This window comes from Stutzerimonas stutzeri (assembly GCF_051028275.1).
GTDB classification, from domain to species: domain Bacteria; phylum Pseudomonadota; class Gammaproteobacteria; order Pseudomonadales; family Pseudomonadaceae; genus Stutzerimonas; species Stutzerimonas stutzeri_AS.
Genome location: NZ_CP069269.1, coordinates 1,504,633 through 1,527,649 on the forward strand (window position 1 = coordinate 1,504,633; position 23,017 = coordinate 1,527,649).

Here is a 23,017-nt window from a genome sequence, read left to right on the forward strand (position 1 = left end):
ACACTTGTGATGACGGATATTTGGCATGGCGAAGAAACAGGGCCCTCCGGACGTTCCCAGTCCTGCGGCGGCGACTGAGGGAAAGGGCAAGCTCAAGCTGATCATCATGATCGTCCTCGGCTTGCTGTTAGCGGTTGGGTTGTCGGTAGGCGGCACCTTCTATTTCATGTCTCGAGGTGCCTCGGAGAAGCCGGCCGAGGAAGCTTCACAAGCGAACGCGCCGCCCCAACGTGCGACTGCAATCTATGAAGTGTTGGCGCCTGCGTTTATTGTCAACTTCGCCAATACCGGAGGTCGCCAGCGCTACATGCAAGTCAGCGTGGCGCTGATGTCGCGAGACCAGGCCGCACTCGACGCATTGAAGGAACATATGCCGTTGCTGCGCAATCAATTGGTCATGCTGTTTTCCAGTCAGGAATTTGCGAGCCTTGCGACGCCGGTAGGACAGGAAATGCTTCGCCAGAAGGCAACCGCCAGCGTTCAGGCGTTAGCAGAGAAGGAAATCGGCAAGCTTGCTATCGAGCAAGTTCTGTTTACCAATTTCGTATTGCAATAGGGGTCGTTGTAGATGGCTGTTCAAGATCTGCTCTCGCAAGATGAGATCGACGCGCTCCTGCACGGAGTTGATGACGGTCTTGTCGATACCGAAAGTGATTCCGAACCGGGCAGCATCAAAAGTTACGACCTGACCAGCCAGGACCGGATCGTCCGCGGGCGTATGCCCACCCTCGAGATGATCAACGAACGTTTTGCCCGCTACACGCGCATCAGCATGTTCAACCTGCTACGCCGCTCGGCAGACGTGTCAGTCGGCGGCGTGCAGGTGATGAAGTTTGGCGAATACATCCACTCCCTGTACGTGCCAACCAGCCTCAATCTGGTGAAGATCAAGCCGCTGCGCGGTACCGCTCTGTTCATCCTCGACGCCAAGCTGGTGTTCAAGCTGGTCGACAATTTTTTTGGCGGCGACGGCCGGCACGCCAAGATCGAGGGGCGCGAATTTACGCCTACCGAGTTGCGCGTGGTGCGGATGGTGCTGGATCAGGCATTCGTCGATCTGAAGGAAGCCTGGCACGCGGTGCTAGACGTCAATTTTGAGTATGTGCACTCCGAAGTGAATCCGGCATTGGCCAACATCGTCAGCCCAAGTGAAGTGGTGGTGGTGTCTACCTTCCACATCGAGCTGGAAAGCGGTGGCGGTGATTTCCACGTGACCATGCCCTATTCGATGATCGAGCCGATTCGCGAAATGCTCGATGCCGGCTTTCAATCAGACGTCAGCGATCAGGATGAACGCTGGATCAATGCCCTGAGAGAAGACGTGCTGGATGTAAAGGTGCCGCTCAGTTCGACCGTCGTGCGGCGACAGCTCAAGTTGCGCGACATTCTCAACATGCAACCGGGCGACGTGATCCCGGTTGAAATGCCCGAAGACATGATCATGCGCGCCAACGGCATGCCGACCTTCAAGGTCAAGCTTGGCGCTCACAAGGGCAACCTGGCCCTGCAGGTGCTTGAATCCGTAATGCGACCACGTTGATTCAGCCCACACTCAATTACCAGCCGGTCGAGGATTAGCGATGGCAGACGATTTCGAAAACACTTCCCCTGAAGAGCAGGCGCTGGCTGATGAATGGGCTGCGGCGTTGGCTGAAGCGGGTGATGCCAATCAGGATGATATCGATGCCCTGTTGAATCAGGGGCCGGCTGCAGCGTCGTCGCCGCCACGTGCCCCGCTGGAGGAGTTTGGCAGCAGTCCCAAGGCGGCCCCGGTCCCAGCGGGTCTCGAGGGGCCTAACCTGGACGTGATTCTGGACATCCCGGTTTCCATCTCGATGGAGGTTGGCAGTACGGAAATCAGCATTCGCAACCTGTTGCAGCTCAACCAGGGCTCGGTCGTGGAGCTGGATCGCCTGGCTGGCGAGCCGCTCGATGTACTGGTCAACGGCACCTTGATCGCCCACGGCGAAGTGGTGGTCGTAAACGAAAAGTTCGGCATTCGTTTGACTGACGTGATCAGTCCGAGCGAACGCATCAAGAAGCTGCGCTGACATGCGGGCCCTGACGATCCTCTCGCTGTTTCTGGCCGTGCCAGCGATGGCTGCCGAGCCCGCTACAAATATGAGCTCCGCTGGCATGGGTGGGCAGATGACCAAGCTGCTGCTCGGTCTATTGCTGGTGATTGGATTGATTTTCCTGCTGGCATGGCTGCTGCGTCGCATGCAGCAGTTGAATCCTCGCAGCAACCAGGCGATCAAACTGATTTCGACTCAGGCCCTGGGGCCACGTGAACGTCTGGTATTGGTCCAGGTAGGCAGCGAGCAGGTGCTGGTGGGCTTGAGCGCTGGCCGTATCACGCCCCTGCATGTGCTGAAGGAGCCGGTGCATCTGCCGGACGCTGAACCTGCCAACCCCGAATTTGCCCAGCGGCTGATGGAGCTGCTCGGTCGGGATCACAAGGACAAGCCCTGATGTTTCGATTGTTGTTGGCGGCCCTGTTGATCCTGGCCGCCCCGTTTGCCGTGGGCCAGGATGCAGGGGGCTTGATTACGCAGGGCGACAACCCCTTGTCGATCCCCGCAATTACCCTGAGCACCGACGCACAGGGGCAGCAGGAATATTCGGTCAGCCTGCAGATACTGCTGATCATGACGGCGCTGAGCTTTATTCCGGCTTTCGTCATGCTGATGACCAGCTTCACACGAATCATCATCGTCTTCTCGATCTTGCGACAGGCGCTGGGCCTGCAGCAGACGCCCTCAAACCAGATCCTGGTCGGCCTCACCATTTTTCTGACGCTGTTCATCATGGCTCCGGTGTTCGAGCGGATTAACAACGAGGCGGTCCAGCCTTACCTGAATGAGCAGATCTCGGCGCCGGATGCGATTGCTAGGGCAGAAGTCCCTCTGAAGAATTTCATGCTGGCGCAGACCCGCGAAAGCGATCTGGAGCTTTTCGTGCGACTGTCCCGGCGGACCGATATCCAGTCCCCGGACGCGGCGCCTCTCACGATTCTGGTTCCTGCATTCGTGACGTCCGAGCTGAAAACCGCATTCCAGATCGGCTTCATGATCTTCATTCCGTTCCTGATCATCGACATGGTGGTCGCCAGTGTGCTGATGGCGATGGGCATGATGATGCTTTCGCCGCTGATCATCTCGCTGCCGTTCAAAATCATGCTATTCGTTCTGGTCGATGGCTGGGGTTTGATTATCGGTACGTTAGCCAGCAGTTTCGGCACGCTCTAGAGCCTATACGGAGACACGCATGACACCCGAAGTCGCGGTTGATCTGTTTCGCGAAGCGCTCTGGATGACCGCAATGATCGTCGGCGTGCTGGTAGTTCCGAGTTTGCTCGTTGGCCTCGTCGTGGCCATGTTTCAGGCGGCCACCCAGATCAACGAACAAACGCTGAGTTTCCTTCCGCGCCTGTTGGTCATGCTGGTCACCCTGATATGGGCGGGACCCTGGCTTGTCCGTGAGTTGATGGAATACACCCAGGGTCTGGTTCAGAACATTCCGCTGATCATTGGGTGAGTGCTTGACCGTTTCAGTCCCCCATACGGCTTGCGCCTGTGCTTGAGCTCAGCGACGCGCAGATCGGCGCCTGGGTGGCGCAGTTTCTGCTGCCGCTGTTTCGCGTGGCCGCCATGCTGATGAGTATGCCTATCATCGGGACTCAGCTGGTGCCGATGCGGGTGCGGCTATACCTCGCCGTCGCAATTGCCGTTGTGCTGGTTCCGGGATTGCCTGCGGTGCCGCTGGTGGATCCGTTGAGTGGACTGGCGCTGGTGCTGATAGCCGAGCAAATCCTGGTCGGCGTCATGCTCGGGTTCGTCCTCCAGCTGTTCTTTCAGGTGTTCATCGTGTCTGGGCAGCTGCTGGCAATGCAGATGGGTCTTGGCTTCGCTTCGATGATCGATCCGGCCAACGGCGTATCGGTGCCGGTCATCGGTCAGTTTTTCAACATGCTGGTCATCCTCCTGTTCTTCTCCATGAATGGGCACTTGGTGGCGCTGGAAATCCTCACAGAGAGCTTCGTGACCTTGCCAGTCGGCGGCTGGGTGGTTGGTACCAACCACTTCTGGGAGATCGCCGGTAAGCTCGGCTGGGTGCTCGGGGCCGGTTTACTCCTGGTGTTGCCGGCGATTACCGCGTTGCTGGTCGTAAACCTGGCGTTTGGTCTGATGACACGCGCTGCGCCGCAGCTGAACATCTTCTCGATTGGTTTTCCGCTGACCCTGGTGCTGGGCCTGATCATTGTCTGGATCGGAATGGCTGACCTTCTTGCGCAATACCAGAGCTTCGTCAGCGAAGCGCTGGCGATGCTTCGCGAACTGATCGGGCTACGCTGATGCGTATGCCTTCACCACAGCTGCGGGAGGCCTGTTATGGCTGAGAGCGAAAGCGGTGCCGACAAAAGCGAGGAACCCACGGAAAAACGGGTCCGGGAATCGCGCGAGAAAGGCCAGCTGGCCCGCTCCAAAGAGCTGAACACGGTGGCGGTCACGCTGGGTGGTATCGGCGGGTTGCTGGCGTCTGGTGGCAGCATGGCAGGCAGCCTGATGGCCCTGATGCAGAACAGCTTCGAGCTCAGCCGTGAGACCTTGCTGGATGAAGCCGCAATGGTGCGGCTGCTGATGAGCGGTGGGATGGTCGCGCTCGAGGCCGTCATGCCCTTGCTCATCGTGCTGATGATCGTGTCGATCATCGGTCCGATTTCCCTGGGTGGCTGGCTGTTTTCAGGCAAGTCAATGGCGCCCAAGTTCAGTCGTATGAATCCTGGCTCCGGCCTGAAACGGATGTTTTCCACCCACGCGCTGGTCGAGTTACTCAAAGCACTGGCGAAATTCTTCGTGGTGCTAATGGTGGCGCTGGCTGTGCTGGCCGCCTATCAGGACGACCTGCTGTCCATCGCCAAACAGCCGCTTGACCTGGCCATCATGCACAGCGTCGAGGTGGTTGGCTGGAGTGCTTTATGGATGGCCTGCGGGCTGATTCTGATTGCGGCGGTCGATGTGCCTTTTCAGCTCTGGGACAACAAGCAGAAGCTGATGATGACCAAGCAGGAGGTACGCGACGAGTACAAGGACAGCGAAGGCAAGCCTGAAGTGAAATCGCGGATTCGTCAGTTGCAGCGCGACGCTGCTCAACGGCGGATGATGCAGGCGGTCCCGGAGGCGGATGTGGTCATCACCAACCCGACTCACTTCGCCGTGGCGCTCAAATATGACGGTAGCAAAGGCGGGGCGCCCACGCTGGTGGCCAAAGGTGGAGATTTCGTCGCCCTGAAGATTCGCGAAATCGCCAACGAGCATCAGGTGACGGTGCTCGAGTCACCGGCTCTGGCGCGAGCGGTTTACTACTCGACCGAGCTCGACCGGGAAATACCGGCGGGACTATACCTCGCCGTGGCGCAGGTACTGGCGTATGTCTATCAGCTACGCCAGTACCGCTCCGGAAAGGGCAAACGACCGGACCCGTTGAGCAACCTGCCGATTCCACCAGACTTGCGGCGGGATGAATAATCGCTCGCTTTCAAGCTAAGCCGAGACGGCCTGTTTCGTGTCGTGAAGCTAGCTGCTTACTCGATCACGCCGCAAGCGACGCGGGCACCGCCGCCGCCCAGCGGCTCGGGGTTGTCGGAATAGTTGTCGCCACCTTCATGAACCATGAGCGCGTGGCCTTTGAGATCGCCCAGGCTCTTCAGGCGCGGCGCCAGGATCGGTTGGCTGGCTTTGCCTTGGGCATCAACCACCAGGACGGGCAGGTCGCCCATATGGCCGTCTCCCCAGGGTTCGCCATGCTTGCCAGTGTTCTTCGGATCCCAATGTCCCCCGGCTGCAACGGCCGCAGCTTTCTTGCCGTCTTTCTCTGCAGGCTGGCAGCTGCCATTGGCATGAACATGAAAGCCATGAGCGCCAGCGTTCAAGCCAGAAAGGTCAGGGCGGAAAACCAGACCGTGATCGGTTGTCTCGATCTTCACGGTACCGATGGAGCTGGCAACGCCCTGATCGTTGACCTTGTTCATCTCGACGGAAAGGGTTTCGGCTTGCACGCCGATCGCGGCGCAGCTGGCCATTGCGGCAATTAACCACTGTTTCATAGCACGCTCCTGTTTGACTGGACGAGGGCGGCGTCACGCCGCCCGTCGACTGTGTGACTGCCGCAGCCCAGTCGCGTTCGGTCCGTCCATCCCGACCTCGAGGTCTGGCGATGTAGAGCTGAAAACTGGACCCCTTTTTGCTATAGCCCTGTCAGGACGCGTTTTTGCGTCAATTCTTTGTTCTGGTCAGGCGGGGTTTACGTGGATCGCACGCAACTCATCAATATTCGAAACGGCCTGACGGGCGCAGGGCGCGGTAATCTGGGCGTGCCGCTTCTGCTGCTCGTGATGATGGGCATGATGATGTTGTCGGTGCCGCCGTTCCTGCTGGATCTGCTGTTCACCTTCAACATTGCCTTGTCGATCGTCGTCCTGCTGGTCAGCGTATACGCTCTGCGGCCGCTGGACTTCGCGGTGTTTCCGACGATCCTGCTTGTCGCCACCTTGATGCGGTTGGCGTTGAACGTAGCCTCGACTCGCGTGGTGCTGATCAACGGCCATGAAGGCGGCTCTGCGGCCGGTCACGTGATCGAAGCCTTCGGTAACGTGGTGATCGGCGGCAACTACGTCGTCGGTATCGTGGTCTTCGCAATCCTGATGATCATCAACTTCGTCGTGGTCACCAAGGGTGCCGGGCGAATCTCCGAAGTCAGCGCACGTTTCACCCTTGATGCCATGCCCGGCAAACAGATGGCAATCGACGCTGACCTCAACGCTGGGCTTATCGATCAAGCCGAAGCGAAGTTACGCCGAGTCGAGGTTGCCTCCGAGGCAGACTTCTACGGCTCGATGGATGGTGCGAGCAAATTCGTTCGCGGCGACGCCATCGCCGGCCTGCTGATCTTGTTTATCAACCTCATCGGGGGTGTCGGTATTGGCATGGCGCAGCACGGCATGAGCTTCAGCGAAGCAGGCCAGGTATACGCATTGCTGACCATCGGTGACGGCCTCGTGGCCCAGATTCCGTCGCTGCTGCTTTCGACCGCTGCCGCCATCATGGTGACCCGAGTCACCAGCTCCGAGGACATGGGGCAACAGGTCAACCGGCAGATGTTCGCCTCGCCGAAAGCCTTGGCGGTCTCAGCCGGCATCATGATTGCGATGGGCCTGGTGCCCGGAATGCCGCATATGTCGTTCCTCGGGCTTGGCGCGGTTGCCGCTGGTGGCGCGTATTGGATCTGGCATCGTCAGAAGCAGCAACAGCAACAGGCTGAGCAGGACGTCCAGAAGCAGCAGGAGATGCTCCCTGCGCAGCGCGCGGCGGAAACCAAGGAGTTGGGCTGGGATGACGTGACGCCCGTGGACATGGTCGGTTTGGAGGTTGGCTATCGGCTGATTCCGTTGGTCGACCGCAACCAGGGGGGGCAGCTGTTGGCCCGGATCAAAGGTGTGCGCAAGAAGCTGTCGCAAGACCTGGGCTTTCTCATGCCCTCGGTACACATCCGCGACAACCTGGATTTGCTACCTAACGCCTACCGTTTGACGCTGATGGGCGTAAGCCTGGCCGAGGCCGAGGTCTATCCGGACCGCGAGCTGGCGATCAACCCGGGGCAGGTGTTCGGCCCGCTCAATGGCATTGCCGCCAGGGATCCGGCCTTCGGCCTGGAGGCGGTCTGGATTGAAGCCAGCCAGCGCGACCAGGCGCAATCGCTTGGCTATACGGTCGTTGACGCCAGTACCGTGGTCGCGACGCACCTCAACCAGGTGCTGCACAAGCACGCTCATGAGCTGCTTGGTCATGAAGAGGTCCAGCAGTTGCTGCAACTACTTGCCAAGAGCTCGCCGAAGCTTGCCGAGGAATTGGTGCCGGGAATTATTTCCCTGTCCACCTTGCTGAAAGTGCTGCAGGCATTGCTGCAGGAGCAGGTGCCTGTACGAGACATCCGAACCATTGCCGAGGCCATCGCCAACGTTGCCGTCAAGAGTCAAGATCCCGCCGCGATGGTGGCTGCGGTACGTGTCGCCTTGTCTCGTGCAATTGTGCAGAACGTTGTCGGGCTTGAGCCGCAGCTGCCTGTCATCACGCTTGAGCCAAGGTTGGAACAGATATTGCTCAACAGTCTTCAGAAGGCTGGACAGGGTTCGGAAGATGGCATTCTTCTCGAACCAGGAATGGCCGAAAAGTTGCAACGTTCTCTGGTAGAGGCGGCACAGCGTCAAGAAATGTTGGGTAAGCCGGCGATTCTGCTGGTGGCGGGTCCGGTTCGCGCGATGCTGTCGCGGTTCGCCCGACTCGCTGTTCCGAACATTCATGTCCTGGCCTATCAGGAAATACCGGATAACAAGCAGGTCACCATCGTATCGACGGTGGGTCAGAATTAACTGAGGGCTACAGGCCATGCAGGTCAAACGTTTCTTCGCAGCCGACATGCGTATCGCCATGAAAATGATTCGTGACGAGCTGGGCGCGGACGCCGTGATCACGGGTAACCGTCGAGTCGCTGGCGGCGTCGAGCTGACCGCTGTGCTTGATTATCCGATGGAGTCGCCGGCGCCCAAGCAGCCGAATGCGGCGCTGGAAGCCGAGCTGCGCAAGACTCAAGCCCGTATTGCCAGTGCCCATGCCGAGATGAGCGCGCCGTCGCGTGGATCGGCCGGCCAGGATCGCCAGCTTCTTGACGAAAAGCCTGCGGTGGTCGCGCCGGCAGCGCCCGTCGCTGCGGCTGCGTCATTCGATTCGCGTGCGGTTGAGGCGATGCAATCGGAGCTGCAGGGGTTGCGTGAGCTGATCGAAGTGCAGCTCGGCTCGATCGCCTGGGGCCAGGAGCAGAGTCGTCGCCCGCAACAGGCTGGCCTCTGGCGTCGTCTGCAGCGCATTGGGCTGCCATCCGACTTGTCTCGCGCCTTGCTTGAGAAGGTTACGACCGTGTCCGAGCCTCGTCAGGCCTGGCGAATGCTGCTGGCGCACCTGGCGCAATCGATCAAGGTCAGCAAGGTCGAGCCGCTCGATGAGGGCGGTGTGATCGCGTTGGTCGGCCCGGCTGGTGCAGGCAAGACCACAACGCTGGCGAAGCTTGCGGCGCGCTACGTGCTCAAACACGGCCCCCAAAGCATCGCGCTGGCGAGCATGGATAACTACCGTATCGGCGCTCAGGAGCAGCTGAAGACACTCGGCCGCATCCTCAACGTACCGGTCATTCAGATTGACCCCAGCCAACCATTGAACAAAACGCTGGCACCGATGGCCCGCAAACGCCTGATTCTCGTCGATACTGCCGGCTTGCCGGCGGGTGATCCGATGATGCGTTTGCAGCTTGAGACGCTGGCGGACCGCGGCATCAAGGTGAAAAACTATCTGGTTCTACCAGCAACCAGCCAGAGCCAGGTGCTGAAAGCGACATGGCACAACTACCGCCGTTGCGGACTGGCAGGCTGCATTCTGACTAAACTGGACGAAGCCGGGAGCTTGGGCGATGTGCTCGGTCTGACCATCAGTCAGCACCTGCCTATTGCCTACCTGGCTGATGGACCGCGAATTCCAGAGGATTTGCACGTGCCGCGTAGCCATCAATTGGTCAGCCGCGCGGTAAGTCTGCAATCCGAAGAGAATCCTAGCGAGGAAACAATGGCTGACCTGTTCTCCGGTCTGTACAACGGTTCTCGGAAAGCCGGATGAACGCATCGCTCCGAGAGACACACAAAGAAGACGCGTTCGGGCTGAACGCATCGATAGCCCAAGGGCTCCAGCAAGAGATAGGCGTGTGAAAATGGGTATGCATCCCGTACAGGTTATTGCAGTGACCGGCGGCAAGGGTGGCGTCGGCAAGACCAACGTATCGGTCAATCTGGCCCTGGCCCTTGCCGATCTGGGTCGACGGGTCGTCTTGCTCGACGCTGACCTCGGTCTGGCCAACGTCGACGTACTGCTCGGCCTGACCACCAAACGCACCCTGGCTGATGTGATCGCAGGGGAGTGTGACCTGCGTGACGTACTGATTCAGGGGCCGGGCGGTGTGCGTATCGTGCCGGCCGCTTCCGGCACGCAAAGCATGGTGCAGCTATCGACGCTGCAGCATTCAGGCCTGATTCAGGCGTTCAGCGACATCGGCAACGACGTCGATGTACTGATCATCGACACGGCCGCCGGCATCGGCGATGGAGTGGTGAGCTTCGTTCGGGCTGCGCAGGAAGTACTGCTGGTAGTGACTGACGAGCCGACATCCATCACCGATGCGTACGCGCTGATCAAACTACTCAATCGGGATTACGGCATCAGCCGCTTCCGTGTTCTGGCCAACATGGCTCATGCGCCGCAAGAGGGGCGCAACCTGTTTGCTAAGCTGACCAAGGTAACCGAACGCTTCCTCGATGTAGCGCTGCAATATGTTGGGGCTGTCCCCTACGACGAGGCGGTACGCAAGGCTGTGCAGAAGCAGCGCGCTGTTTATGAAGCCTATCCGCGCGCTAAGTGCTCGCTGGCCTTCAGGGCAATCGCGCAAAAGGTCGATACCTGGCCTTTGCCAGCAACGCCTCGCGGCCATCTGGAGTTCTTTGTGGAGCGCCTGGTCAGGCCCGCCGCAGAGCCTAACGAACAATAGCGGCTGGACTCGGTATGTATAACAGCAAAGCTCAGGCTAAAGACTCGCAATACCAGCTCATCGACCAATATGCGCCGCTGGTCAAGCGCATCGCCTACCATCTCCTGGCGCGTCTGCCGGCAAGTGTGCAGGTGGATGACCTGATGCAGGCCGGCATGATTGGCTTGCTCGAAGCGTCAAAAAAATACGACGCCGGCAAAGGTGCGAGTTTCGAGACTTATGCCGGTATCCGCATCCGTGGAGCCATGCTCGACGAGGTTCGCAAGGGCGACTGGGCACCGCGTTCCGTGCATCGAAACTCGCGAATGGTCAGCGAGGCTATTCGCGCAATCGAGGCCAGAACCGGACGCGACGCTAAAGATCAGGAAGTTGCGGCCGAACTTAAATTGAGTCTCGATGAGTACTACGGCATTCTTGGCGACACTTTGGGCAGCCGTCTGTTTAGTTTCGATGACCTGCTGACCGAAGGTGAGCACGGGGAGTTAGGCGAGGATGCCGCCAGCACACATCCGGAACCGTCCCGCGATCTGGAAGACGAGCGATTCCAGCAGGCGTTGGCCGAGGCCATCGGCAGCCTGCCGGAACGTGAGAAGTTGGTGCTTTCGCTGTACTACGACGAAGAGTTGAACTTGAAGGAAATCGGCCAGGTACTAGGCGTCAGCGAGTCACGGGTGAGCCAGCTGCACAGTCAGTGCGCTGCACGCCTGCGTGCTCGTCTTGGCGAATGGCGCGCGCGTTAGCGACCGGTTTGCGACAAAGCATTAAAGACCGCTTACGAGCTTCATTCACGAGGCCCGCAAACAGACCGTGAGCAGGTCTCGGATTCGGGATTTACGGAGGTGTACTTGGACAAGAACATGAAAATCCTCATCGTCGATGACTTCTCGACAATGAGACGGATCATCAAGAACCTCTTGCGCGATCTGGGCTTCACCAACACCGCCGAAGCGGATGATGGCACTACTGCACTGCCTATGCTGAAAAGCGGCAGTTTCGATTTCCTCGTCACCGACTGGAACATGCCTGGCATGAGCGGCATCGATCTGTTGCGCGCAGTGCGTGCCGACGAGCGCCTCAAGCATCTCCCCGTCTTGATGGTGACCGCCGAGGCGAAGCGCGACCAGATCATTGAGGCCGCACAAGCCGGCGTCAACGGATATGTGGTCAAGCCATTCACGGCTCAAGTGCTCAAAGAAAAGATCGAAAAAATCTTCGAGCGCGTCAACGGCTGAAGCAGTACCGCCGCGAGGGCACTATGACGCAAGCAGACCAAAGCCTGGCAGAGTTTGAAGCGACTCTGAGGGCTCATGCACCCAAACTGATTGAAAGTTTGCAGCAAGGCCGCTTCGACGAAGCGACGCAGATGTTCAATGAGCTCAATCAGGCCCGCAACCATGGGCTTTATCAGGAAGTGGGTAAGCTCACCCGTGAATTGCATAACGCCATCGTCAAGCTTGAGATGGATACCTGTGCAACTGGCGGCGATCCATCTCCCATTACAGATGCAACCGATCGACTGTCCTATGTTGTGGAAATGACCGAAAAAGCGGCCAACCGCACCATGGACCTGGTTGAAGAATCTGCGCCGCTTGTGAATTACGTCAGTTATGAAGCCCAAAGCCTGACTGCCGATTGGCAGCGCTTCATGCGTCGCGATATGAACGCCGAGCAGTTCCGCGAGCTGGTCAAACGCATCGACCAGTTTCTCCAGCGCAGCATGAACGATGGCAGTCAGCTGTCGCAGAACCTTAGCGAAATCATGCTTGCGCAGGATTTCCAGGACCTGACCGGTCAGGTGATCAAACGGGTGACCCGGCTCATTACCGAACTCGAAAGTAATCTGCTTAATCTAGTGCTGATGGCCGGGCAGGTTGACCGCGTAGCAGGCATCCAGCACGACCGTGAAGCGATGCGCGCCGAGCAGGAAAGAAAAAAACAAGAAAAACAGCCTTCCAATGGTGAAGGTCCGCAGATGCATGCCGATATACGTGAGGATGTCGTATCCGGGCAAGACGACGTTGATGATCTGCTTTCGAGCCTGGGCTTTTAGGGGAAGGTGAATATGAGCTTCGACGCCGATGAAGAAATCCTCCAGGACTTCCTGGTAGAGGCCGGCGAGATTCTCGAACTATTGTCAGAGCAACTCGTGGAGCTGGAAAGCAGCCCCGATGACACCGCGTTGCTCAATGCGATTTTTCGCGGTTTCCATACGGTAAAAGGCGGTGCCGGATTTCTCCAGCTGCATGAGCTGGTGGAGTGCTGTCACATTGCTGAAAACGTCTTCGACATCCTGCGCAAGGGTGAGCGTCGCGTCGACTCGGAATTGATGGACGTCGTGCTTCAGGCGCTGGACTCTGTCAACGAAATGTTCACCCAGGTGCGTGAACGCACCGAGGTTACCCCTGCAACGCCTGAGCTGCTTGCGGCGTTGACGCGTTTGGCCGAGCCGGCTGGCGCAGAGGAGCCAGTGGCCGAAGTCGCCATCGAGCCAGAGCCCGAACCTGTAGTCGCCACTGCTGAAAGCGAGTTTGAAGAGTTTCTTGGCGCGCTTGACCAGTCCGCTGAGGCTCAGGCTTCCGGCGTGCCTGACGAAATCACTGACGAGGAGTTCGAGTCGCTGCTCGACCAACTTCACGGCAAAGGGCAGTTCGTGGTGGAGCAAGCCTCCGCCCCGGCAGCGTCGGTCGCAGCGGCGGAGAAGCCGGCCAGCGATGAGATTACCGACGATGAGTTCGAAGCATTGCTCGACCAGCTTCATGGCAAGGGGCAATTCTCCGAGCCGTCTGCCGTTGCACCTGCTTCCCCAGCACCGGATGCCACTCCCGCGGCGGCCGGTGGCGACGATATCAGCGATGACGAGTTCGAAGCGCTGCTGGACCAACTGCACGGTAAAGGAAAATTTGAACCCGATGCTGCCGCCTCAGTGGCCTCAGTAGCTACGCCCGCAGCCAAGCCCGCGGCAGCTGCTGCCCCAGTCGAGAAGAAAGCTGCACCGGAGAAACCGGCAGCGAATGCTGTGGCAAGCAAGGGAGCCACGGCGGGCAAATCGGATCTTGCGTCCAAGCCAGCCCCAGCTCCAGGCCCGGAAAAGCCAGCGAGCGAAGCGGAAACGACTGTTCGTGTCGACACTGCTCGACTCGACGAAATCATGAACATGGTCGGTGAGTTGGTGCTGGTGCGTAACCGTCTGGTGCGCCTCGGCTCCAATAGCGCTGACGAAGCCATGGCCAAGGCTGTATCGAATCTTGACGTGGTGACCGCCGATCTTCAGAGCGCTGTGATGAAAACGCGCATGCAGCCAATCAAGAAAGTCTTCGGCCGCTTCCCGCGTCTGGTTCGCGATCTGGCCCGTAGCCTCAAGAAAGAAATCAACCTGGAGCTGGTCGGTGAAGAAACCGATCTGGACAAGAACCTCGTAGAAGCGCTTGCCGACCCATTGGTTCACCTTGTACGCAACGCGGTCGACCACGGCATCGAAACGCCGGAAGAACGTGAAGCTGCAGGCAAGCCGCGCACCGGCAAGGTGGTCCTTTCAGCCGAACAGGAAGGTGACCACATCCTTCTGCTGATCACCGACGACGGCAAAGGCATGGACGCTGACATCCTGCGCGCCAAGGCGGTGGAGAAGGGCTTGCTCGATCGAGACGCTGCCGAGCGCCTGAGCGATCTCGAATCCTATAACCTGATTTTTGCGCCGGGTTTCTCGACCAAATCGGAAATCTCCGATGTGTCCGGACGCGGCGTTGGCATGGATGTCGTCAAGACTAAGATTTCGCAGCTCAACGGCACAGTCAATGTGTTCTCCAACAAAGGCCAGGGCTCGCGGGTCGTTATTAAGGTGCCGTTGACGTTGGCCATCATGCCGACGCTGATGGTGATGCTGGGCAACCAGGCGTTTGCCTTCCCGCTGGTTAGCGTCAACGAAATATTCCACCTGGACCTGTCTCGCACCAACGTGGTTGACGGCCAGGAAGTCGTGATCGTCCGCGACAAGGCGCTGCCGTTGTTCTATCTCAAGCGCTGGCTTGTAAACGGCGCCGAGTATGAGGAACAGCGCGAGGGGCATGTAGTAATCCTCAACGTCGGCAATCAGAGCATTGGCTTCGTCGTCGATCAGTTGGTCGGGCAGGAAGAAGTCGTGATCAAGCCGTTGGGCAAGATGCTGCAAGGCACTCCCGGCATGTCCGGTGCGACAATCACGGGTGATGGTCGTATCGCCTTGATCCTCGACGTACCGAGCATGCTCAAGCGTTACGCGCGTCGGATCTGATCAGTAGGCAGCGGGTTACGGACCGCTGCTGCTAGGAGTGTTTTATGGCTGTCAAGGTCCTGGTGGTGGACGATTCCGGCTTTTTCCGCCGCCGTGTATCGGAGATTCTCTCTTCAGATTCGAACATTCAGGTGATCGGCACCGCCACCAACGGGCGTGAGGCGATCGACCAGGCGTTGGCGTTGAAACCAGACGTCATCACCATGGATTACGAGATGCCGATGATGGACGGCATCACGGCGGTCCGGCAGATCATGCAGCGCTGCCCGACACCCGTTCTGATGTTCTCTTCGCTCACTCACGAAGGCGCACGGGTTACGCTCGACGCGCTGGATGCAGGAGCTGTCGACTTTCTGCCGAAGAACTTCGAAGACATCTCGCGAAACCCCGAAAAGGTCAAGCAATTGCTGTGCGAGAAGGTCCACTCCATTTCGCGCAGCAATCGCCGTTTTAGCAGTACCGTTGCCGCACCGGCTCCTTCAGTGCCTGGTGCTCGGTCAGCCAACGTTGCGCCAGGCACCGCTCCAGTTGCACGATCTACCGCGCCGGCCCATACGGCTCCGGTCGCGGCCCCTCGTCGCAAGTCCTATCGGCTGGTCGCCATCGGCACTTCGACCGGAGGGCCGGTTGCGCTTCAGCGCGTGTTGACGCAGCTGCCTGCTCATTTTCCGGCGCCTATCCTATTGATTCAGCATATGCCGGCAGCTTTTACCAAGGCATTTGCCGAGCGTTTGGACAAGCTGTGCAAGATCCGCGTGAAGGAAGCCGAAGACGGTGATCTGTTGCGACCAGGTCTCGCGCTGTTGGCGCCTGGAGGAAAGCAGATGATGGTCGACGGGCGCGGCACAGTGCGCATATTGCCCGGCGACGAGCGGCTCAATTACCGGCCATGCGTGGACGTCACGTTCGGTTCCGCTGCCAAGGCATTCGGCGACAAGGTGCTTGCTGTGGTGTTGACCGGCATGGGCGCTGACGGACGTGAAGGCGCGCGAATGCTTAAGCAGAGCGGCAGTCAGGTCTGGGCGCAAGACGAAGCCAGCTGTGTAATCTATGGCATGCCGATGGCCGTGGTGAAGGCCAATCTCACCGACGCTATTTACAGCCTTGATGACATCGGTCGCCATCTGAGCGAGGCGTGCATCTGATGGATGTACTCAGCCTGATCGGGCTGGTCCTTGCGTTTGTCGCCATCGTGGGCGGTAACTTCCTAGAAGGCGGGCATGTTTCGGCGCTGCTCAATGGCCCTGCGGCCCTTATCGTTCTTGGCGGAACGCTGGGAGCGGTGCTGTTGCAGACGCCAATGGCTGTGTTCATGCGTGCCATGTCAGTGATCGGCTGGATATTTTTTCCTCCGCGTGTGGACATGATCCGCGGCATAAGCCTGGTGACGGGCTGGAGCGCAACAGCGCGCAAGGAAGGCTTGCTGGGGCTGGAACCGATCGCTGACACCGAGCCTGATCCCTATGCCCGTAAAGGGTTACAGCTGCTAGTCGATGGCGCAGAGCCGGAGGTGATACGCAGCATCCTCGAGGTGGACCTCTACACACAGGAAACGCGTGATCTGAGGGCGGCCAAAGTCTTCGAAAGCATGGGCGGGTATTCGCCCACGGTTGGCATCATCGGCGCTGTGATGGGGCTAATCCACGTGATGGGTAATCTTGCCGACCCCAGCCAGCTGGGCAGCGGCATTGCGGTGGCGTTTGTTGCCACCATCTACGGCGTTGCCTTCGCCAACCTGTTGGCGTTGCCGATGGGCAATAAACTCAAGAGCGTTGTGCAGAAACAGACCGCGTACCGCGAAATGTTGCTCGAAGGCGTTCTGTCGATTGCCGAAGGCGAAAACCCTCGCTCAATCGAAATGAAGCTTCAGGGCTTCGTCGACTGATACAAGGGCAACGGACCGTACGCTTGGCGCTGCGCTCCCCGGGGAAGATGATGGTTAAGGCTCTAGCAAAAACGATCTGCCGACGCGCCGTGTTCGAGTGCCTGACGGGGTTTTCACTATCATCTGAAGGCAACTGACATGGCCCGTCGCCGTACGCATGAAGAGCCTGAAAACCATGAACGTTGGTTGGTCTCCTACGCCGATTTCATCACGCTGCTGTTTGCGTTCTTCGTGGTGATGTACTCCATTTCGTCGCTCAACGAAGGGAAGTACAAGATACTGTCCGATTCGTTGGTCGGCGTGTTCAATCAGGTCGATCGCGCGGTCAAGCCTATTCCAATAGGTGAAGAGCGACCGCGCACCACGCAGGCGGATGTGTCTCAGTTCGATCAGTCACAACAGTCCGAGCAAGCGATTGATCCGCTGCAAAGCATCATGCAAAGCATGCAGACGGTCTTTGCCGATCTAATTGATTCAAAGCAGATCACTGTGCGGGGCAATGAGCTTTGGATCGAAATTGAGCTGAACTCAAGCTTGCTGTTCCCCAGCGGCGATGCGTTGCCCAACGACCATGCGTTCTATCTGTTGGAGAAGGTTGCCGGGATTTTGGCGCCTTTCGATAATCCGATTCATGTGGAAGGGTTTACCGACAACCTGCCTATCAACACTGCGAAATTTCCGACCAACTGGGAGCTGTCTGCGGCCCGCGCCGGCAGTGTGGTGCGGATGCTGGCCGCTGATGGCGTTGATCCGTCACGCTTGGCTGCAGTGGGTTATGGCGAGTTTCAGCCGATCGCTGACAATTCCACTGCTGAGGGCAGGGCGCGCAATCGCAGGGTGATTCTGGTGATTTCCCGTAATCTCGATGTTCGCCGTAGTGTGAGTGGTGTGGGAAGTGGCAATGCCCGTCCTGTTGACGTGTCTGGGCAATCTGGCACGCAACGTGCTGCTGCCTCTGTTCGTTAGGTGCCGCGCGCGGTGTCGTCAATTCTTCGTCATCGGCCATGCCGATACGGCCGTTCCCGGTCTGGTTCGATCCGGATGGATAAAGAGTTATGAGAGTCTGGGCTGTTGCCAATCAGAAGGGTGGTGTGGGTAAGACCACGACCTCCATTGCACTTGCCGGGCTGCTGGCCGATTCTGGCAAGCGGGTCGTGGCGCTTGATCTCGATCCTCATGGCTCGATGACAAGCTATTTCGGGCATGATCCGGACAATCTCGATCGCAGCGTTTTCGATCTATTTCAGCATCAGGGCACGGTTCCGGAGGGGCTGCCCTGGCAATTGCTGTTGCCGACCAGTCATGAACGCATTGCCTTGTTGCCTTCCAGTACGGTTCTGGCAACGCTGGAACGTCAGTCCCCTGGTCAGAACGGCCTCGGCCTGGTGATCGCCAAGAGCCTTTCGCAGCTCTGGCAGGATTTCGATTATGCGATCATCGATAGCCCGCCATTGCTCGGCGTGTTGATGGTCAATGCGCTGGCCGCGAGTCAGCAACTTGTGATCCCGGTACAGACCGAATTCCTGGCAATGAAGGGTCTGGAACGTATGGTCAGCACGCTGAGCATGATCAACCGGTCGCGTCGGCAGGCTTTGCCGTACACCATAGTGCCAACCATGTTTGACCGTCGGACCCAGGCTTCGATGAATACACTCAAGGTTCTGCGCAACAACTACCAGGACAACCTCTGGCAAGCCTTCATTCCAATCGATACCCGCTTGCGCGATGCCAGTCGCGCCGGCGTTACGCCGTCTCAGCACGATCCAAATAGCCGCGGGGTCATCGCCTATCGCGCGCTGCTCAAGACGCTGCTGGCTGCACAAGCCTCGCCGCAGGTGGCCTGAATGACGACGTACGGGCTTGTTCAGGGTTCAAGTTCGGCCGGGGTGCGGCCGATAGCCTATCCAGTGGGTTCGCACGAGTTGGTTTCATGAGCCGTACCGTTCTAAAAGAAAGCCGGTCGCAACAGACGCTGCAGTCGTACCTCGACGCGTTGTTGCAGGAAGCCGTAATCGGGTTGACCGAATCGGTCAGTGCCGATGAGTTTCAGGCTGCCGTGCTCGAAGAGCAGCAGCGCGATATTCAGCGAGTGGTTCCGTTGCGTCAGGTGGTTCAGCCTGAGCCCGCGCCAATTGTCGTACCGGTGGTAGACGAGCCGCAGGCGTTGCTCGAATTGCCGCCTGAACGACCTGTAGTGGCGCCGCCGGCCCCTGTAGAGCCGATTGCCAACTTCGACTCGCTAGCGCAAACGCCCAACGGTCCGCCAGCACAGCGTGGCAGCCAGCCGGAGTGGGGTGAGGAGCCTTTCGAATGCCTCTTGTTCGATGTGGCCGGACTGACGCTGGCGGTACCCTTGGTCAGCCTTGGCTCGATTTATTCGCTTGCCGGGCAGGACCTGACACCTCTTTTCGGCCAGCCCTCATGGTTCCTCGGCATATTGCCGAGCCAGGCTGGCAATCTAAAGGTGTTGGACACTGCACGCTGGGTCATGGCTGAGCGGTACCGCGACGATTTCCGCGAAGGACTTCAGTACGTGATTTCAGTACAGGGGTACGAGTGGGGGCTGGCGGTGCATCAGGTCAGTCGCTCGATTCGTCTGGACCCGAAGGAAGTAAAGTGGCGCAGTCAACGCACCCAGCGGCCGTGGCTCGCCGGGACGGTGATCGACCATATGTGTGCGCTGGTGGACGTGGCCGCGCTTGCAGAGCTGATCGCCAGCGGTGCGACTCGACACCTTAAAGGCGTGCCGTCGTAACGAACTGAACAAACTGAGGGGCACGTAAGCGCCTCGAGTAATCGATAGAATCAACCGCCGTTGCGGTATATGAAGAGGTGGGGCTATGAAGACGACTTCCGCACAGGGTTCCGATGATCCGGTCCTGCAGTGGGTAACCTTCCGACTGGATAACGAGACCTATGGCATCAATGTGATGCAGGTCCAGGAAGTGCTGCGCTATACCGAAATCGCTCCGGTGCCGGGTGCGCCAAGCTATGTGCTTGGTATCATCAATCTGCGTGGCAACGTTGTTACCGTGATCGATACGCGCCAGCGCTTCGGGCTCGACACAGCGCCTGTGTCGGACAATACCCGTGTCGTTATCATCGAAGCCGATCGCCAGGTCGTCGGCATTCTGGTCGACAGCGTCGCCGAAGTGGTCTATTTGCGCCAGTCGGAAATTGAAACGGCACCGAACGTTGGCAACGACGAATCCGCCAAATTTATCCAGGGCGTATGCAACAAGAACAACGAGCTGCTGATTCTTGTCGAACTGGACAAGATGATGAGCGAAGAAGAATGGGCGGAACTTGAGAGTATCTGAGACATGATTGCGTCGCTGGTAGCGGCGGTCGTCGCGCTTGCTGTGTGCTGCCTGGCATTGCTTGGCTGCTGTATCTGGCTGTTCCGCCGTCAGCGGCAGCAGGCAGACACACAAGCGCGGGAAGACGCTACCCGTGATAAACGCATCAAAGCACTCGGAACCCGCCTTGATAACTATCTGGAAAGCAACGTCCGCATGGGCAATGAGCTGCACGAGCTCTCGCGCATCGTTGCTCCGTTGCCCGAAAAGCTGAGCCAGCTCGAACAGCGCGATATCAACAACTTCTCCTTCTCTCAGGCTGCCAAGCTGGTCGGGATGGGTGCCAGCGTCGATGATCTGACGCAATCCTGCGGCCTGTCGCAATCCGAAGCCGAGTTGATGCGCAAGCTCTATCAAACGCGCCGCTCGGATTAGTCCAGACGTCTGTCGTTGCGGTGCAGCGAAGCGCGGCCTTGGCCGTAACAGTGAACGATCTAATTAATGCTTCCTCCAAACTGGACAAGGTTTGCCATGTCTGGCGCAAGCCTGTGCCCGAGATTGGGCAAGGAGGATGTGATGCTGCGCATTCTAATGCTGTGTCTGCTGGCGAGCCCCGCTTGGCTCTGTGCAGCGGAAGCGCCCGCACAGGTCGACGGTGCGATGACCGTCAATGTGCATCAGGCTCGGCAGCTTCACCTTCTTGGCGCGGTGTTCATTGATGTGCGGCCGAGGCGCGAGTGGGCCTGGGGACATGTGAAAGGCGCAGTTCACCTCAGCCTGGCACACAACTTCGCCGGACTGTCACAGCGAGAATGGCCAAGAAGCGTGCCCCTTGTTGTCTATTGCAACAGCGAAGTCTGTCCGGCCAGTGCCGAGGCGGCTCGTCTTGCCGTTGCATGGGGATACCAGCAGGTCTTTTATTTCCGAGAAGGGTATTTCGCTTGGATGCTGGCTGATTATCCCCAGGAAAAAGACCGCGTGGGGGGCATTACGACCCTCAATGCTCAGGCCCATTGAGCCGTGGAAAGGTCGAAGCCTCCTGTTGCGTGCCAAAGCCTGGCGGGCATTTGCCTTTCAGATACCAGGCGAAGGCAATGATCTCGGCGATAGTCCGGTAAAGCGCTTCGGGAATTGCGTCGCCCAGCTCCAGTCGTGCCAGCAGTTTCACCAGTTCGGCATTTTCATAGATAGGTACATCATGCTCGCGAGCGATGGCCAGTATCGCTTCGGCCAATTCATCGTCACCTTTGGCAGACAGTGTGGGGGCGGTAGCGCCGTCATAGGTCAGCGCGATGGCTTGGCGTGGTGTGTTTGCGGTCATGCGGTCTCATCCACAAAGCGTTGGTCCAACGAGGTCCGGGGACCCTGCGGTGGCGTGCCCTGTCTGCATGCGAGCTCGCCGACATTGAGCCCGGCCGTGACCAGGCGCTGACGAAGATGATCCAGCTCAGCAGCGATCAGGTCGGCGGTGCGACTTTTTTCCGCCCATATTTGACTTGAGAGGCTGCCTTGCAGCAGTTGTGCCTGCACCTGCAGAGGGCCGAGGGGTGCAACATCGAAAGCGAGTTCGACTTTCCAGAGGGTTTCGGGCTTTTCCTTGTGGCTTTGCTGAGGCTCCTCTTCACGCTGGAACTTCAGTTGCAGCGGGACGATATCGCGCTGGTCGCGCATCGGTACCTCGATTTGCCAAGTCGTGACTTGGGTGCCGTCCGGGCTGGTCTGGGTCTGGGCGAGACTCGACAGTTGATGTGTCTGTAGTCGTGACACTGCAGCTGCCGCCAGTTTCAGCAGCGCTTCCAAATCGTTCTCGTCATCCGTACTGGGCAATAGCCGGCTTGGCAGTGGGAAACTCTGTGCCTGCTGTCGAAGGTTCGGCTGACCGAGCGCCCCGAGGGCGCTACGCGCAAAGGCTGGCAATGCCAGACCGAGCGTTGCACCTGTTTGTGCAGCTGCCAGCGCCCCGCCGCCCGGCAACCCCGGCAGCTGGGCAATCAGACGGAGCAGGGCGGCTTTCATATCCCTCGGCAGGTCGTTTTCCTGGCCGAGGAGGAGGCTGCTCTCCATAAAGATCCCGCTACGCGCCAGTGCTTGTGCCAAGGTTTTGGCATCACCAAGCTGTTGCATGTCTGGTACCAGACCAAGCAGGCGCTCGGCTGCACCGCGTAGCTGCTCGGGCAGCGCCGAGTTGGACCCAAGCGCGCCGAATAATCCTTCAAGCGAGCCCTGACGCGCATGCTGTGCAGTCAGTTGCTGGCCCAGTGCAAGCTCATCGAGACGACCACTGAGGGGCATGAAAACCAGCGACTGGTCCCCCTGTACACGAGCCGTAATCAAGCTTCCGGGTGCGAGCGGCACGGCCGATTCGATGTTGAGTTTCTGTCCAGCAACCGGTGAATTGAGCAGGCTGATGACCACTTTGAACAGCACCTTGCCGTCCTGTTGGGTCTGCTGGCTTGCCGTTACCTTTCCCTGTACAACGCTGCCGACGGGCAGTTGGGTCAGGTCTATGGTGCTTTGAGGCTGGCGATTACCGGGCTGCAAAGCGGCCATCAGGCGTGAGTCGGACACGGCGGTGACGAGCAGGGCTGCCCCAGGGGCAGCCGTTTTAGGGCTGTTGGTCTCGATTGTTGCCTGGCGCCCGTTGGCCAGGGTGAGGCGCAGCGTCAGCTGAAAGCTTTGCAGCGCCTCCTTGATGCTGATGACTTCCGCCTCGGCAGTCTCCCCCGCGCTAAGCAACCCCTGCATAGGCTGAAGCAATTTCAACGCAAGGTCAGCTGGCGCCATTGCCGGTCGAGCTGGGCCAGAGGCGGGAATTGACTGGGTGCTTTTGATCTCGGTCATCTTACTTAAATGCTCTTACAACCTTTCGACGTTGTGGTCTTTGGCGCCAGGGTTCGGCATGTATAATTCCGCCGCCCG

26 protein-coding genes are annotated in these 23,017 nt (G+C 58.8%); 23 read left to right on the forward strand and 3 right to left on the reverse strand.

The window, feature by feature from the left end:
* The first annotated feature begins 25 nt into the window (after positions 1-25).
* Genes fliL through flhB form a run of 8 tightly spaced genes read left to right on the forward strand, consistent with a single transcriptional unit; the run spans position 26 to position 5,528 of the window.
* Entirely contained in the window at positions 26-556 is a 531-nt protein-coding gene (fliL, locus tag JQR87_RS06900; protein WP_407291405.1) for a flagellar basal body-associated protein FliL, read from the forward strand.
* A 12-nt stretch (positions 557-568) separates the two neighbouring features.
* Positions 569-1,540 carry a flagellar motor switch protein FliM gene (fliM, locus tag JQR87_RS06905; protein ID WP_407291403.1) on the forward strand — a complete coding sequence of 324 codons (972 nt, stop codon included), beginning with the start codon at positions 569-571 and terminating at the stop codon, positions 1,538-1,540.
* A gap of 40 nt (positions 1,541-1,580) precedes the next feature.
* Entirely contained in the window at positions 1,581-2,051 is a 471-nt protein-coding gene (gene fliN / locus JQR87_RS06910) for a flagellar motor switch protein FliN (protein WP_407291401.1), read from the forward strand.
* A 1-nt stretch (position 2,052) separates the two neighbouring features.
* Positions 2,053-2,472, forward strand: a complete 420-nt coding sequence (gene fliO / locus JQR87_RS06915) for a flagellar biosynthetic protein FliO (RefSeq protein WP_407291399.1) — start codon at positions 2,053-2,055, stop codon at positions 2,470-2,472.
* On the forward strand, positions 2,472-3,248 hold the full coding sequence (gene fliP, locus JQR87_RS06920) for a flagellar type III secretion system pore protein FliP (protein WP_407291398.1): 777 nt from the start codon (positions 2,472-2,474) through the stop codon (positions 3,246-3,248). Before fliO ends, fliP begins: the two co-directional genes overlap by 1 nt.
* A 19-nt stretch (positions 3,249-3,267) precedes the next feature.
* On the forward strand, positions 3,268-3,537 hold the full coding sequence (gene fliQ, locus JQR87_RS06925) for a flagellar biosynthesis protein FliQ (RefSeq protein ID WP_407291396.1): 270 nt from the start codon (positions 3,268-3,270) through the stop codon (positions 3,535-3,537).
* A gap of 38 nt (positions 3,538-3,575) precedes the next feature.
* Positions 3,576-4,355, forward strand: coding sequence for a flagellar biosynthetic protein FliR (gene fliR, locus JQR87_RS06930; RefSeq protein WP_407291395.1), 780 nt, complete (start codon positions 3,576-3,578; stop codon positions 4,353-4,355).
* Between the two features lie 36 nt (positions 4,356-4,391).
* Entirely contained in the window at positions 4,392-5,528 is a 1,137-nt protein-coding gene (flhB, locus tag JQR87_RS06935) for a flagellar biosynthesis protein FlhB (protein ID WP_407291393.1), read from the forward strand.
* A 56-nt stretch (positions 5,529-5,584) separates the two neighbouring features.
* Here the strand turns inward: flhB and sodC are convergent, their stop codons facing one another.
* Entirely contained in the window at positions 5,585-6,106 is a 522-nt protein-coding gene (gene sodC / locus JQR87_RS06940) for a superoxide dismutase [Cu-Zn] SodC (RefSeq protein ID WP_407291391.1), read from the reverse strand.
* Positions 6,107-6,307: 201 nt separating this feature from the next.
* Here sodC and flhA point away from each other — a divergent pair, with 201 nt between their 5' ends.
* From flhA to JQR87_RS07015, 15 genes are all read left to right on the forward strand, one after another.
* Positions 6,308-8,428 carry a flagellar biosynthesis protein FlhA gene (flhA, locus tag JQR87_RS06945; protein ID WP_407291390.1) on the forward strand — a complete coding sequence of 707 codons (2,121 nt, stop codon included), beginning with the start codon at positions 6,308-6,310 and terminating at the stop codon, positions 8,426-8,428.
* A 16-nt stretch (positions 8,429-8,444) separates the two neighbouring features.
* A complete protein-coding gene (gene flhF / locus JQR87_RS06950; RefSeq protein WP_407291388.1) occupies positions 8,445-9,722 on the forward strand; it encodes a flagellar biosynthesis protein FlhF in 1,278 nt (425 codons plus the stop codon).
* 91 nt (positions 9,723-9,813) lie between these two features.
* On the forward strand, positions 9,814-10,644 hold the full coding sequence (fleN, locus tag JQR87_RS06955; RefSeq protein WP_407291387.1) for a flagellar synthesis regulator FleN: 831 nt from the start codon (positions 9,814-9,816) through the stop codon (positions 10,642-10,644).
* A gap of 14 nt (positions 10,645-10,658) precedes the next feature.
* Positions 10,659-11,384 carry an RNA polymerase sigma factor FliA gene (fliA, locus tag JQR87_RS06960; RefSeq protein WP_407291385.1) on the forward strand — a complete coding sequence of 242 codons (726 nt, stop codon included), beginning with the start codon at positions 10,659-10,661 and terminating at the stop codon, positions 11,382-11,384.
* Between the two features lie 117 nt (positions 11,385-11,501).
* Positions 11,502-11,876: a chemotaxis response regulator CheY gene (locus JQR87_RS06965; protein WP_172830728.1), complete on the forward strand. Its 375-nt coding sequence runs from the start codon at positions 11,502-11,504 to the stop codon at positions 11,874-11,876.
* A gap of 23 nt (positions 11,877-11,899) precedes the next feature.
* Entirely contained in the window at positions 11,900-12,694 is a 795-nt protein-coding gene (locus JQR87_RS06970) for a protein phosphatase CheZ (RefSeq protein ID WP_407291383.1), read from the forward strand.
* A 12-nt stretch (positions 12,695-12,706) separates the two neighbouring features.
* Positions 12,707-14,914, forward strand: coding sequence for a chemotaxis protein CheA (locus tag JQR87_RS06975; RefSeq protein WP_407291381.1), 2,208 nt, complete (start codon positions 12,707-12,709; stop codon positions 14,912-14,914).
* Between the two features lie 44 nt (positions 14,915-14,958).
* On the forward strand, positions 14,959-16,059 hold the full coding sequence (locus JQR87_RS06980) for a protein-glutamate methylesterase/protein-glutamine glutaminase (RefSeq protein ID WP_407291379.1): 1,101 nt from the start codon (positions 14,959-14,961) through the stop codon (positions 16,057-16,059).
* Positions 16,059-16,799, forward strand: coding sequence for a flagellar motor protein (locus JQR87_RS06985; RefSeq protein ID WP_407291377.1), 741 nt, complete (start codon positions 16,059-16,061; stop codon positions 16,797-16,799). The genes JQR87_RS06980 and JQR87_RS06985 overlap by 1 nt, the downstream gene beginning before the upstream one ends.
* Before the next feature lie 138 nt (positions 16,800-16,937).
* Positions 16,938-17,765: a flagellar motor protein MotD gene (gene motD, locus JQR87_RS06990; protein ID WP_407291375.1), complete on the forward strand. Its 828-nt coding sequence runs from the start codon at positions 16,938-16,940 to the stop codon at positions 17,763-17,765.
* 89 nt (positions 17,766-17,854) lie between these two features.
* Positions 17,855-18,643 carry a ParA family protein gene (locus JQR87_RS06995; protein ID WP_407291373.1) on the forward strand — a complete coding sequence of 263 codons (789 nt, stop codon included), beginning with the start codon at positions 17,855-17,857 and terminating at the stop codon, positions 18,641-18,643.
* 86 nt (positions 18,644-18,729) lie between these two features.
* Positions 18,730-19,554, forward strand: a complete 825-nt coding sequence (locus JQR87_RS07000) for a CheW domain-containing protein (protein ID WP_407291371.1) — start codon at positions 18,730-18,732, stop codon at positions 19,552-19,554.
* Positions 19,555-19,639: 85 nt separating this feature from the next.
* Entirely contained in the window at positions 19,640-20,119 is a 480-nt protein-coding gene (locus JQR87_RS07005) for a chemotaxis protein CheW (protein WP_407291369.1), read from the forward strand.
* 3 nt (positions 20,120-20,122) lie between these two features.
* Entirely contained in the window at positions 20,123-20,533 is a 411-nt protein-coding gene (locus JQR87_RS07010) for a DUF2802 domain-containing protein (RefSeq protein ID WP_407291368.1), read from the forward strand.
* A gap of 141 nt (positions 20,534-20,674) precedes the next feature.
* A complete protein-coding gene (locus JQR87_RS07015) occupies positions 20,675-21,115 on the forward strand; it encodes a rhodanese-like domain-containing protein (protein WP_407291367.1) in 441 nt (146 codons plus the stop codon).
* On the opposite strand, the gene JQR87_RS07020 is transcribed toward JQR87_RS07015, so the two are convergent.
* Together JQR87_RS07020 and JQR87_RS07025 are read right to left on the reverse strand one after the other, a co-directional pair.
* Complete coding sequence (locus JQR87_RS07020; protein ID WP_407291365.1) at positions 21,096-21,419, reverse strand: EscU/YscU/HrcU family type III secretion system export apparatus switch protein; 324 nt, start codon at positions 21,417-21,419, stop codon at positions 21,096-21,098. The genes JQR87_RS07015 and JQR87_RS07020 overlap by 20 nt on opposite strands.
* Positions 21,416-22,939: a flagellar hook-length control protein FliK gene (locus tag JQR87_RS07025; RefSeq protein WP_407291364.1), complete on the reverse strand. Its 1,524-nt coding sequence runs from the start codon at positions 22,937-22,939 to the stop codon at positions 21,416-21,418. Before JQR87_RS07025 ends, JQR87_RS07020 begins: the two co-directional genes overlap by 4 nt.
* Between the last annotated feature and the right edge of the window lie 78 nt (positions 22,940-23,017).